General features: G+C 51.4%; 11 protein-coding genes. 8 read left to right on the top strand and 3 right to left on the bottom strand.

Going from position 1 to position 13,162, the window contains the following annotated elements; translation table 11 throughout:
* Positions 1-113: 113 nt before the first annotated feature.
* Genes F0P93_RS08045 through F0P93_RS08035 form a run of 3 tightly spaced genes read right to left on the bottom strand, consistent with a single transcriptional unit; the run spans position 114 to position 4,855 of the window.
* Positions 114-1,763 (bottom strand): M1 family metallopeptidase, encoded by a 1,650-nt coding sequence (locus tag F0P93_RS08045; RefSeq protein ID WP_150875799.1) that lies wholly within the window; start codon positions 1,761-1,763, stop codon positions 114-116.
* 39 nt (positions 1,764-1,802) lie between these two features.
* Positions 1,803-3,986, bottom strand: a complete 2,184-nt coding sequence (locus F0P93_RS08040) for a S9 family peptidase (RefSeq protein WP_150875798.1) — start codon at positions 3,984-3,986, stop codon at positions 1,803-1,805.
* Positions 3,987-3,991: 5 nt separating this feature from the next.
* A complete protein-coding gene (locus tag F0P93_RS08035; protein ID WP_150875797.1) occupies positions 3,992-4,855 on the bottom strand; it encodes an AraC family transcriptional regulator in 864 nt (287 codons plus the stop codon).
* A gap of 326 nt (positions 4,856-5,181) precedes the next feature.
* Here F0P93_RS08035 and F0P93_RS08030 point away from each other — a divergent pair, with 326 nt between their 5' ends.
* The 8 genes from F0P93_RS08030 to F0P93_RS07995 all read left to right on the top strand — a co-directional run bounded on the left by F0P93_RS08030 (position 5,182) and on the right by F0P93_RS07995 (position 13,150).
* A complete protein-coding gene (locus F0P93_RS08030) occupies positions 5,182-6,093 on the top strand; it encodes a dihydrodipicolinate synthase family protein (RefSeq protein WP_150875796.1) in 912 nt (303 codons plus the stop codon).
* A gap of 12 nt (positions 6,094-6,105) precedes the next feature.
* On the top strand, positions 6,106-7,107 hold the full coding sequence (locus F0P93_RS08025; RefSeq protein WP_150875795.1) for a 4-hydroxyproline epimerase: 1,002 nt from the start codon (positions 6,106-6,108) through the stop codon (positions 7,105-7,107).
* Complete coding sequence (locus F0P93_RS08020) at positions 7,104-8,351, top strand: NAD(P)/FAD-dependent oxidoreductase (RefSeq protein WP_150875794.1); 1,248 nt, start codon at positions 7,104-7,106, stop codon at positions 8,349-8,351. The genes F0P93_RS08025 and F0P93_RS08020 overlap by 4 nt, the downstream gene beginning before the upstream one ends.
* A 223-nt stretch (positions 8,352-8,574) precedes the next feature.
* Positions 8,575-8,895: a hypothetical protein gene (locus F0P93_RS08015; protein WP_150875793.1), complete on the top strand. Its 321-nt coding sequence runs from the start codon at positions 8,575-8,577 to the stop codon at positions 8,893-8,895.
* A gap of 426 nt (positions 8,896-9,321) precedes the next feature.
* Positions 9,322-10,461, top strand: a complete 1,140-nt coding sequence (locus F0P93_RS08010) for an FIST signal transduction protein (protein WP_150875792.1) — start codon at positions 9,322-9,324, stop codon at positions 10,459-10,461.
* A 4-nt stretch (positions 10,462-10,465) separates the two neighbouring features.
* Positions 10,466-11,989, top strand: a complete 1,524-nt coding sequence (locus F0P93_RS08005; protein ID WP_150875791.1) for an ATP-binding protein — start codon at positions 10,466-10,468, stop codon at positions 11,987-11,989.
* 49 nt (positions 11,990-12,038) lie between these two features.
* Positions 12,039-12,413, top strand: coding sequence for an Hpt domain-containing protein (locus F0P93_RS08000; protein WP_150875790.1), 375 nt, complete (start codon positions 12,039-12,041; stop codon positions 12,411-12,413).
* Positions 12,414-12,727: 314 nt separating this feature from the next.
* Complete coding sequence (locus F0P93_RS07995; RefSeq protein WP_150875789.1) at positions 12,728-13,150, top strand: response regulator transcription factor; 423 nt, start codon at positions 12,728-12,730, stop codon at positions 13,148-13,150.
* Positions 13,151-13,162: the final 12 nt, after the last annotated feature.

The raw sequence follows: 13,162 nt of genomic DNA, 5'->3' as shown, positions 1-13,162 counted from the left end.
CGATGGTACTGGAGTCACTTCCGGGAGAGTAGGTTGCCGCCACCACAGATTACAAAAGCTCCCCGCACCAGCGGGGAGCTTTTTTTATGACCTATGTATCGTTTTTTTAGGCGTCATTTTGATTGCTGGACAAACACATAATAAGCAGGATCACTGGTTAACAAATTGATTCCTGAAATGGGTAATGTCTGCCATTGCGTAGTCGGGTTGAGCTTCTCAATAGGGCCAGCATTATTTAAACACACTTTTAACGGCATATTAAATCCTTGGATACAATTTGTCCAGCGGTATTGGATCTTGTTTTTAATCAATTTATACTCCAACGTGGGAATACGTTTATCGCGCAGGTATTGGTCAAATACCTTCTGTAAATCGATACCGGATTGTTGGATAATGTATTCCTCGATTTGTTTCCCATCAACCGTCTGGTGGTAAAATCGCTGGTTAAGACCCCTCAGAATTCCCCGCCACTTCGTATCATCACCGATAATTTGCCGGATTGTATGCAACATATTTCCGCCCTTATAGTACATATCCCCTGAACCTGAGTGGTTTACATGGTAGGTTCCAACGATGGGTCGGTCATTTCGAATGAGCGCCCGGGTACCCATTACATAGGCCGATCCTGCCTCTTTTCCATAATAAAATTCCGTATAGAGGTTCTCGGAGTAATTGGTAAAACTCTCGTGTACCCACATGTCGGCAACATCCCGGTAAGTAATGTTATTGGCAAACCACTCGTGACCAGATTCGTGGATGATGATGAAATCCCAGAGAAGTCCAAAACCGGTTCCCGACAAATCGCGTCCTAAATACCCGTTCCGAAAACGATTGCCGTACGTCACCGAACTTTGATGCTCCATTCCTAAATACGGTGTTTCGACAAGTTTGTAACCATCTTCGTAAAATGGGTACGGTCCAAACCAATGCTCAAATGCTATCAGCATGGGTTTCGCTTGTTGGAATTGCCGACGGGCCGAATCGGCATGTTCGGGCAGGGCGTAAAAATCCAGGGTCAATCGCCCCTTTTCACCCTGAAGCGTATCCGCCCAGTGCACATAATTGCCAATGTTGACGTTGACACCGTAATTACTGATCGGGTTACTCACAAACCAGTCGAAAGTGCGGCTCCCATCTTCGTGGTCGGTCACCCGGCGCAAACGGCCATTGGAAATATCCTGTAATCCGTTGGGTACGGTGATGCTGATAAGCATGCTGTCGGGTTCGTCGTACATGTGATCTTTGCAGGGCCACCACGCACTGGCACCCAATCCCTGGCAAGCTGTGGCAATAAACCATTGCCCGGTTTTATCCCGTTTCCAGACAAAGCCGCCATCCCAGGGCGCGCGTTTGGCTACCCGCGGTTTTCCGGCATAGTGAACCACCAGCGACTCGGTTTGCCCAATTTCCTGCTTTTTCTGAAGCGTTATAAAGTAGGCATTTCCATCTTGCCTGAAAGCCAATTCCTTCCCTTCCTGAACAATTTTCTGAATTTTAAGGGGACGTTGTAAATCAACTTGCAGCGTCTGGTCGGGTTTTAAAACCCGGTAATAAATGGTTGTGCTGCCACTGATCGCACTGTCCGCCGGATTGATTTTTACCTGAAGATGATAATACGCCAGGTCCCACCAGATCCGTTCCGGGGTAATGGAACCGCGTAAGGTGTCATCGTGTGTAAACGCATATTTTTGGGCTTGAACCGCTAAGGAAAAAAACAGAGCTGCCAGCAGGAGCCCAGTGGATTTAGAGAGTTGATGAATCATGTCGTATTCCATTCGGAGTTAAATCATTTATATCCGCACTCAGTGTGGCCCCGGAGGGCAGTGTTCTAGCAAATACCGGGTGTATAGACTGCGGAGGTGACGGCTGGTGCCTTCGCCTTCCGAAATACTATGCGTCCGGTTTGGATAGGGCATCACCTGAAAGTATTTGTTGTGTTTAATGAGTTCATTGATAAGGACTTCGGCGTTGGAATAATGCACATTGTCGTCACCCGTTCCGTGAATATAAAGGAGATTCCCGCGTAGATTTTTGGCGTAGGTGATGGGTGAACCGGCCACAAAATCTTCCCGGTTTTCCTGGGGTAAGCCCATATACCGCTCCTGGTAGATGTTATCGTAGAACAATTGATTGCCCACAGCCGCCACGGCAATGCCGGTTTTATAGATGTCGGGATACTGAAACAGCAGGTGAAGCGTGGTTGCGCCACCGCCACTCCAACCCCAGACGGCGACCCGGCTGGTATCCAGATAGGCGTGTTGTTCGAATAGTTTTTTAGCCCCCATCGCCTGATCCCGAACGTTGATCCGCCCGATCTGCCGGTAGATGGCTTTACGCCAGGCGGCTCCCTTCAGAGCCGGAGTTCCCCGGTTATCCAGGGCAACGTAGCAATAGCCTGCTTTGGCCATATCGCCGTCAAACTGCGCATTGCTGCCCGCCGAAAAGACGTCGCTGGTCGTGGTGGTTGCCGGTTCGCCATAGACATAAAAAACAACCGGATATTTTTTGGTACTGTCGAAATTTTCGGGTTTTCGCATCCAGCCGTCCAGCGAAATGCCGTCGGCGGTTTGAACTTTGAAAAACTCCACATTCCGGGGTGATTGGGGGCTGGAAGCGGAGCTGGGAGACGCACGAACGACCTGATTGTCGGACAAGCGAATCCAGTTTGTTACCATCGGTGTCTGGTGACTATTGAACGTATGCTGGGCATATCGACCACCGGGGGCGATGTCGTAGGCATGGGTTCCCGGCTCATTGGCGGGCGAAATCCGCTCCGGTTTTCCTTTGCCATCCATCTTCGCACGGTACAAATACCGCTGAGTGGGATTGGTGGGGGAAGCCATGAAATAGATGTATTGGTTTCGCTCGTCGATGTAATTGAGGTTGGCAATGTCATAGGAACCGGGCGTGAGCAACAGTTCTTTTTTGCCGTCGCGACTGATCCGATACAGATGCCGCCAGCCGTCTTTTTCGGAAACCCAAATATACGATTTTCCACCGTCCAGCCACTCCCAACCGGCGGGATTGCCCCGGTTCCAACTCTCCTTCGTATCAATCCAGGTGTCACTGGTTTCGCGGTGAATCGGCGTTACAGAGCCATTGTCGGGTTGCGCTACAAAAAGAATACTCTGGTTTTGTTTTCGGGTTAATTGCTGGATAATCAGCTCGTTCGAGTAGGGAAACCACTCCATTCGGACGAGGTAATGCTGCCGGGGATCGCCCGGAATGGGCAGCCAGCGCGTTGGCCCGCCGGTGGCCGTAACGACTCCGATGCGAACCGGAGAGGGTGACTCCCCGACTTTTGGGTACTCGACCGGAATGACACGGGAGTAAACCGAATCCGTCGTATTGAGCATCAAATAGTCGCGAATCGTGCTGGCGTCGACCTGCCAATAGGCAATTTGCTTGCTGTCCGGGCTCCATCGAAAACCGTCGCGGCAGCCGAACTCCTCTTCGTACGCCCAGTCAAACGTGCCGTTGATGCGTTTGCGGGTGCCGTCGGTGGTCAGTGGGGTGGTTTGTCCAGTCGCCACATCTTCCACGAACAGATTGTTTTTGCTTACATATGCTACCTTGGTTCCGTCAGGCGACAGCTTGGCGTAGAGCAGCGATTGACCCGGCTGGACTTTTCCCACCTGCCGCAATCGATTACTATTCCGATCGAGCAGATAATAATCGCCCCGGGTGTTGTAGCGCCAGACCCGGGCGGTATTGGTGAAAATAAGCACCTGTGAAGAATCGCGGCTGAACGCCAACTGGGCCACTGTCAGCGGTTTCGATGCGCCGGTTGGGGTGAGTTGTACCCTGGAAATCAGGGGGATTGCCTTCCCGGAAACCACGTCGGTTTGCAGAACCGCTTCCGGGGTAACGGTCAGATAGGCGTTTCCGTCGGAAGTCCATCGAACGCCCTGAAACTGCGCCCTTGCAGCTTGAAAACTGGTAAAGAAAAAGAGAATAAGGAGAAGTTTTCTGAAAATCAGTCTCATATTTTTTAGAAAATGGCTTTGATGTATTGGCCCGGCGTCAGGCTCGTAATGAGCTTAAATTGACGGTTAAAATTCGACAAATTCGTGTAGCCACACGAAAAAGCAATCTGGCTGATCGGAAGTTTCGATTCCTGCAACAAACGGCAGGCGTGTTCGATCCGGACTTCATTCAGCAATTGCGAAAACGTTTTTCGGGTATGAAGACGAAAAAACCGGCAAAACGCGCTTTCGGTCAGGTGAGCCTGAGCCGCCACTTCTTCCAGGGTGATAGGCGAAGCGTAGTGGTTTAGAATGTAGGTAAATACATTGTCGAGCCGCTGGTGATCGTCGGGACGGCGGGGTTGTTCGTAGGCCGTCATCGACAGCATTTCCCGTCTCGAATCGGTCGCCATGCAATCCAAAACCGTTAAAAGCGCCATCAGTTGCTCGAAAGGACGAAGGGTGTGCAGTTCTTCCATGCAATGCGTGGTTGAAACCGGCTCGTTAAAACGAATCCGAACGCCATGTCGGGCTTCCTGAAAAAGCTGGCTGAGGTGGTTCAATTCGGGCATACCGAAAAACGGTTCTTTCAGGTGCTCCGGACGAAGATAGACAGAATACGACAAGGCCCGTTGAGCGGTTTTTGCGGAAAAATAAGCCGGATCGTTGCGAAATACATGCGGTAGATTGGCCCCCAAAAGCAATAAATCGTAGGGGCGGAATCGGTCGATGCGGTCGCCGATAACCTGTGTACCCACGCTTTCCTTGATTAACGTCAATTGCAGTTCGGGATGGAAATGAAGCCGGTCGTAAAAATGAGACCCATCATCGACCTGAACCCGAAACGAGCGATCGGCCACGGTGGGGATTCGGAACAGCAGCGGTTTCATTGGAAAGCCGGGAAAAAAAGATGGCAGGAGTGAAAACGGGGGCGCGGTGACGGCTGCTTCTGCGTGGAGAGGAGTGTCGAAAGCATAGCGATTTAAAATGGATTAAGTGATGAATAGAGACGGTGATGCAAAACAAAGTAGCGATAATTTTCGAAATTGATACAGAATTGGTTGGTTAATTTCTAATTGTACCATAAAGTGGAAAAAAAAGTATCAGAATCAATCAATCTCTATGAAGTGAGCCATTCGTTATTTTGCCAAATTTGTTCTATCTGAAGCGTGCAGGTGGCACGTATTCCATTCAAGTCCGATCAATCCCTGATATTATGGCTATCTCCGTACCCTGGAAAGGGGTTTATCCCGCCCTGCTCACGCCTTTTACGGCCGACGACGAACTCGACTTGCCGCTGTTCGCCAGAAACATCCTGGCTCATCTCGATGCCGGTGTTCACGGTTTGATCATCGCCGGTTCACTGGGCGAGGTCAGTACGCTGACCGGCCCCGAGAAGCTTTCTTTGCTCGAAAAGGCGCTGGAAACTACCAATAACCGGGTTCCGGTGATTATGAATGTGGCAGAAGCCTCCACGCGCGAAGCGGTTCGGGGGGCGCGGGAAGCCGAAGCCAACGGAGCCGATGGCCTGATGCTGTTGCCGCCGATGCGGTATTTTGCGGATTCCCGCGAAACCGTTGCGTTTTTCAAAACCATCGCGCAGGAAACTTCGCTGCCGATCATGATTTACAACAATCCGGTCGATTACAAAATCATGACCACTGTGGCCATGTTTGAGGAACTGGCGGTTTTGCCGAACATTCGGGCCGTGAAAGAATCGACGCGCGACCTGACCAACATCGCCCGGATGCGGAATGCCTTTGGCGACCGCTACAGTTTGCTGGGTGGGGTAGACACGCTGGCACTGGAAGCGCTGGTGTCGGGTGCCGATGGCTGGGTGGCCGGTTTGGTCGATGCCTTCCCGCAGGAAACGGTGGCCATTTATGAGCTGGTGAAAGCCGGTCGAATCGACGAAGCGATCCGGATTTACCGGTGGTTTATGCCCCTGCTGGAGCTGGATATTCAGCCGAAACTGGTGCAATACATCAAACTTGCCGCTACGGCCACCGGCATTGGTTCGGAATACGTTCGTGCCCCGCGGCTGACACTGGAGGGAGAAGAACGGGAACGGGTGCTGGGCATTATTGAAGCCGCTCTGGCGATCCGCCCCGAACTGCAAACGGTGTAGTCGTCTCTCCGTATGAGCTATAATTTTTATTGCATCGACGCCCACACCTGCGGGAATCCCGTTCGGGTGGTCACCGGTGGGAGTATTCCGCACCTTGTAGGGGCGACGATGAGTGCAAAACGGCAGCATTTTCTGCGCGATTACGACTGGATTCGGAAGAGTCTGATGTTCGAACCGCGTGGCCACGATATGATGTCAGGCAGCATTCTGTATCCGCCCAGCGACCCCGCCAACGATGTGGGTGTGCTGTTTATCGAAACGTCGGGCTGTTTGCCGATGTGTGGTCACGGCACCATCGGAACCGTGACAGTGGCCATCGAGCAGGGGCTGGTTGTGCCGAAAACACCGGGCGTCCTGAACCTGGAAGTTCCCGCCGGGCTGGTTCGGGCCGAATACCGGCAGGAGGGGCGAAAGGTAAAATCGGTCAAAATTACCAACGTCAAGTCGTATCTGGCGGCCGAAGGGCTGACGGTCGATTGTCCGGATTTGGGAACCCTGACGGTCGATGTCGCGTACGGCGGTAACTTTTACGCCATTGTGGACCCACAGCCCAATTTCGCCGGTTTACAGCATTTCAAGGCAGAACAACTCATTGCCTGGGCGCGGGTGATGCGGGAACGGATGAACGAACAGTATGCGTTTGTGCATCCCGAAAACCCGACCATCAACGGGCTGAGCCACGTTCTGTGGACGGGCGAACCGCTGGCGGCAACATCCACGGCCCGCAATGCGGTTTTCTACGGCGACAAAGCCATCGACCGCTCGCCCTGCGGCACCGGCACGTCGGCCCGGCTGGCGCAGTGGCATGCCAAAGGCTGGCTGAAACCGGATCAGGATTTTGTGCACGAGAGTATTATCGGCTCCATTTTTACGGGCCGAATCGAGCAGGAAACGGAGTTGTCCGGAAAAACCGCCATTGTGCCGAGCATTGAAGGCTGGGCCATTATTCACGGCTTCAATCATATTATTCTGGATGAAGACGATCCTTACGTTCATGGTTTTCAGGTAATATGAGACACATTGGTATTATTGGTGGTGGCATAATCGGCTTATGTTCAGCGTATTATCTGGACAAGGCGGGTTATAAGGTAACGGTTTTCGACCAGAACACGCTGACGGACGGCTGTTCGTTCGGCAATGCCGGGATGATTGTGCCGAGTCACATCATCCCGCTGGCGCAGCCGGGCATGATGGCCAAAGGCATGCGGATGCTGCTGCGGTCGACCAGTCCGTTTTACATCAAACCCCGTCTGAGTGCCGATCTTCTGCGCTGGGGCTGGCTCTTCTACAAACATTCGACGCCCGAACACGTCGAGCGGGCGATTCCGGCGCTGCGTGACATTAGCTTGCTGAGCAAAAAACTGTATCAGGAACTCGCCCGGACCGATGGCCTGTCGTTTGGCTGGAAGGAAGACGGGCTCCTGATGTTGTATAAAACCGCTGCTGCTGAACACGAGATGGCGGAGGAAGCGGAGGTGGCCAACCGCGCCGGCATCGAAGCACTGCAGTTATCGGGCGCGCAGGTTCAGGACCTGGAGCCGGAAGCCCGGGTGGACGTCCGGGGGGCGGTGTATTACCCCGGCGATGCCCATTTGAACCCCGGTCAGTTCATTCGCTCGCTGGTGGCGTATTTAAAAACGAGGGGCGTCACGCTGCTGGAAAACCAATCGGTGAGCGGTTTTGGCCGGTCGGGTTCCCGGATTACTTCCGTCAAAACGGTTACAGCCGAACACCCCGTTGACGAAGTGGTCCTTGCCGCCGGTGCCTGGTCACCGTCTTTGATGCGGTTGCTGGGGATTTCGCTGCCGCTGCAGGGTGGCAAAGGCTACAGTTTCATGCTGCGAAACCAGCGTCCGAACATCCGGGTTCCGGCCATTATGCTGGAAGCCCGCGCCACGGCCACGCCGATGGGCGCGGACCTGCGGTTTGCCGGTACGCTCGAAGTAGCCGGGACTGATTTGTCTGTTAACATGAATCGGGTGCGGGGCATTGTCAATTCCATCCAAAACTACTACCCCGACCTGCCGGCCCAACTGCCGGACGTGTCGAAGGTCTGGAGCGGACTGCGGCCCTGTTCGCCCGACGGATTGCCGTATATTGGCCGGGTGTCGGGCTTTGAAAATCTGACCTTAGCGACCGGACATGGAATGATGGGGGTGAGTCTGGGACCCGCTTCGGGTAAACTGGTGGCCGATTGTCTCGGCAACCGCACACCGGCGATGGAACTGCATCCATTCAATCCGGACCGGTTTCGTTAAAAAAGTGGGGGCAGAAGCAAAAGGGGCATCTGTTTCTGCCCAAATTGGTTCGACACAGAATAAAAAAGGTCAAAATCATAGATAAATAGGTGGGTTTATACCGTTAGTGAATAAATGGTGACAAAGACGGTAAAAAAAAGTAACTTTCACGATCCAATTCACTTGCCGTATTTGAAATAAACCCTCTACTTTTGTGTGTTCGTGATTTTACCGATCCCATACCATGAAAATCAGCCCGCCACAAGTTGGCCGATACTATTACGTCGGAAATGAACCGACGCTGTTTACTGAAAAATTGTTGCGGGAAATCCTGCCGCACCACCGTCCTCAACCCATTCGGTTGACCAAGCAATGGTTGACCTCATTCGGTTTTCGTCCCGATGCCGCCCGTCACTTCTGGTTTTTTCAGGATCTGAAATTAGTCCCTGGTCTCAATTGCTGGCTGTGCGTCAGCAGCCGTCGGTATCTGCACTATGTTCACGAATTGCAGGAATGTTTTGCCGACATCTACCAGACCGAGCTGCCTCTGGAAACGCAGTCGTAGTGAGTACAAACCCCTACGTTTTAGCCGCCCGGTATCTGCTGACCGGACTATACCGAAGAAATTAAATAAATCCTCAATTTTTGTACAAAAATTAGCACGATATTTGCGCGGTGGTTGTCTGACAATTACAGGTTGTCCTGTTTGATTCCCCTCTTTTTTACGGAATGCTTCTGCTTCAAACCGTTGGCGCTGTTTCAGGGATAGCCATGCCTTACCGGAGCAAAATTGACTGCATTGTAGTGGTAAAAAGTGAATAAAAGAGACAGGCCGGTTTTGGAAAACAGAATTAATCAAAAACATATTCGCACTTATTTAGCCATAAGTTACCATTTAGTACACTATTTGTAGGGAGAACTACTTACGTATTCTGTTCTTTCGCTGGTTCAGAATCCGCGTACCCGCCTAACTTTTTACCATCATACACGAATGAAACTGAATCAATCCGTTTTTAAAAACCAGGGGTGGTCGTCCTTGTCGGAAACGCCGGGTTTTGTGGCTGATAATGCCCAGTTAGTTTTGGCATTTGGTGAACGGTTTTTATTGGAAAAATTAAATGTATACGATCAGCTCCGCGAGCGGTACCCGACGGCCGACATCGTGATCAATTCCACGGCTGGCGAAATTTACCTCGATAAAGTTCACGATGAATCGGTTATTGCAACCGCCATTGAGTTTGATAAAACGCGGGTTCGAACGGTGCAGATCGACATTCGTAAACACACGGAAAGTTATCAGGCGGGGGAAAAAATCGCCCGGGAACTGGACGAACCCGATCTGGCGGCTATTTTTCTGATTTCCGATGGAAGCTGGGTGAACGGCAGTGACCTGACCGAAGCACTCAATCAATTGCTGAAACGACACATTCCCATTTCGGGGGGGCTGGCCGGTGATGCCGCCCGGTTTGAACGGACGCTCGTGGGCCTGAACCAAGATCCGGCTGCGGGTAAAATCGTTGGAATCGGGTTTTACGGGACGGAACTCAAAATAGGACATGGATCGATGGGCGGCTGGGATGTTTTCGGGCCGGAACGCGAAGTAACCAAAGCAACCTACAATGTGTTGTACCAGATCGACGGCAAACACGCGCTGGATTTATACAAGGAGTATCTGGGCAAATACGCTGAAAGTCTGCCCTCGGCGGCCCTGCTTTTCCCGCTGTCCATTCGGGCTACGGCCGGGTCGGAGCCGCTGGTGCGCACCATTCTGGCCATCGATGAAGAAGCCAAAAGCATGACGTTTGCGGGCGAGATGCCCGAAAAGGCCCTCGTTCGGTTTATGACAGCAAACTTCGACCGGCTGATCGACGCGTCGGCTGAGGCTGCACACACGTCACTCCATCAGCTCAACTTTGCGCCCGAACTGGCGATCCTGATTAGCTGTGTGGGTCGAAAGCTGGTGTTGGGGCAGCGAACCGACGAGGAAGTTGAAGCTGCCCGCGAAGTGTTCGGAACCGATGCCGTGATGACGGGTTTTTATTCCTACGGGGAAATTTCTCCTTTGCAGTCCAACTCCCGCTGCCAACTACACAACCAAACGATGACCGTGACGGTCTTTTCCGAAAATTGACGCTATGGACACCACGAATTTCCATAAACTGCTGGCCCGACAAATCAATAAGCACCTGACGGAGGAGTGTCTGCAGCATGAACGGTTTCAGCAGTTTGTCAAGGCGGTCAATGAATCGTATCTAAACTTTGACCGCGATAAGGAATTGTTCGAGCATTCGTCATTTCTCAACGAGCGGGAGTATGCCACGATCAACCAGAAGCTCAAGGAGGAAATTAGCCAGCGCCGGCAATCGGAAGAAAAACTGATCGAAGCCATCCAGTCGATGGAAATCCCGGAAGGAGATGAAATGCCGGAATTTGGCCCCGAGAATCTGGTTTCACTGGTCGATTTTCTGCAAAAACAGATTGAACACCGCAAACAAATCGAGCTTGAACTGCGGTCGGCAAAGGAAGTTGCGGAGAATGCCACTCTGGCAAAATCGGAATTTCTGTCCATGATGAGCCACGAAATCCGGACACCACTCAACGGCATTGTCGGCATGACGTACCTGATGAGCCAGGAAGAAGTGCCGCCTGCCCTGGCCGAAAACCTCAAAACGCTGCAATTTTCGATTGAACACCTGCACGCGCTCATCAACGACATCCTGGATTTTAGTAAGATCGAAGCCGGAAAAGTGGAACTTGAAGAAACCAATTTTGACTTTAAACACCTGGTTTCCAATATCAAACGCGCCCACCAGTTCAAAGCCGAGGAAAACGGAACCCGCATCAAACTGATGGTGGATGACGACATTCCGGATTCGCTGATTGGGGATTCGCTGCGGATCGGGCAGGTATTGTCCAACCTGGTTTCCAACGCCATCAAGTTCACCAAAAAAGGCACGATTACCATCGAACTGTCGCTGCTCCAGAAAGACGACGAAGTGGCTTCCATTTATGTTTCGGTGCAGGATACCGGAATCGGGATTGCGCCCGAAAAACAGCAGGCTATTTTTGAGATGTTTACCCAGGCCAATTCGGCCACGACCCGGCAATTTGGCGGAACCGGGCTGGGTCTGGTGATTACCCGGCGATTGCTGGAACTGCACGACAGCAAGATCGAAGTGGAAAGCGAGGAAGGGAAAGGGGCGAAATTTTATTTTACCCTCGATTTGCGCATCAGCTCGGCCGTCAAACAAGCCTACGTTCTTCCCGATGCCATCAACGACCAGACTCTGAAAGGCGTTCGGGTGTTGTTGGTGGAAGATTATCCGGTCAATGTAAAAGTTGCGCTCAAATTCCTGAGCCGCTGGGGCGTTTTGGTGGACGTAGCCGAAAATGGGCAGATTGGGGTCGAAAAATTTCTGGCGGGTTCCTACGACCTCATTCTGATGGACCTTCAGATGCCGGTGATGGATGGGTATACGTCGACGCAGCACATTCGGGAAACCGACGCAAAAATTCCGGTGATTGCCCTAACTGCTTCGGCCACGTATAGCAACCGCGACCGCGCCATTCATGCGGGCATCAACGATTACGTGACCAAACCGTTCAATCCCAACGATTTGTTTCAAAAAATTGCCAAGTATTGCCAGCGGCTTAACTAACAAATACCGGAAAACCGGACCCACCGTAACGCATCCTATTTTGGTAGACATGACCCATTCCGCCGACAAGGGTATTGAGCAACTGGACCGCGCCCGTCTGTTGCAACTATATGAAGACGATACTGAAACCCTGATTTCATCGATCGAAATGTTTCTGGATGAGGTCGTTCCGGCTTTTCAGGTGTTGGAAAACCTGATTGAAAAGCAGGAGTGGACGGGTGTCACCGCAATGACCCACCAGTTGCGGCCCTGGCTGGGCATGGTAGGACTCACCGGTCTGGAACAACAATTGGAGGCTATAGAACGGCTGACAAAGGAAAACCCGCATTATGAAATGATCCAAAATGCCTATCGTAACTTCATCGAAAATCTGGAACATATGCAACCGGTATTGAAAACCGAATTGCAGCAATTGACAAAATAAGAAGGATAATAGAACGACCTGTTCATATGCCGTTATGGATCTGGTTGATATGCAGATACTCAGACTAGGTACTATTAAATTTCGATTAAATTTAGTCTATTCTTTCAAAACAGGGCAATTTCTCTTCGACCAGGCACTTATTTATCAGACAAAATTTAACTGAGTTTTTATTTGTAGTATGGTTTTTGTTACTACTTCGTATTGTTAGTATACGGTGATGAGTACTGATGCTTTTAATGGTTAAATTTGTTAAATTTGAATAACTACCTGTTGCAGACTTATTCTAGTGTGCAGTTACGATTAGTAGACGATTTATGGAAAACCAATACCATGTTCTTGTTGTAGAGGACGATATGTACATTCGTAAAGTACTTCGCCATACATTGAAAGCGGAGTTTGAGGTCACGACGCTGAACAATGGGATTGAAGCGATGGACTGGCTGGAAGCGGGCAACCCGGTCGACATTATCATCACTGACTTGCAGATGCCGTATTTGAGCGGGCAGGATCTGATCCGGACCATTCGGGCCAGTTCGTTGCTGACGCAGGTGCCTATCATCGTGTTGTCGACCTTCACCGATAGTGCGACCAAAATAGCCTGTCTGGAGCAGGGGGCCGATGACTACATGATCAAACCTTTTAACCCGCTGGAAGTCAAGGCAAAGATCAACGCGATCATGCGTCGAAGGGGCAGTCCGCAGCCGACCTCCACGTCTGGAAACAAACCGACTTTCTGATTCTTTTCTAGC

The sequence above is a fragment of the Larkinella humicola genome (assembly GCF_008727875.1).
GTDB classification, from domain to species: domain Bacteria; phylum Bacteroidota; class Bacteroidia; order Cytophagales; family Spirosomataceae; genus Larkinella; species Larkinella humicola.
This window is presented reverse-complemented; position numbering and strand designations above follow the sequence as displayed.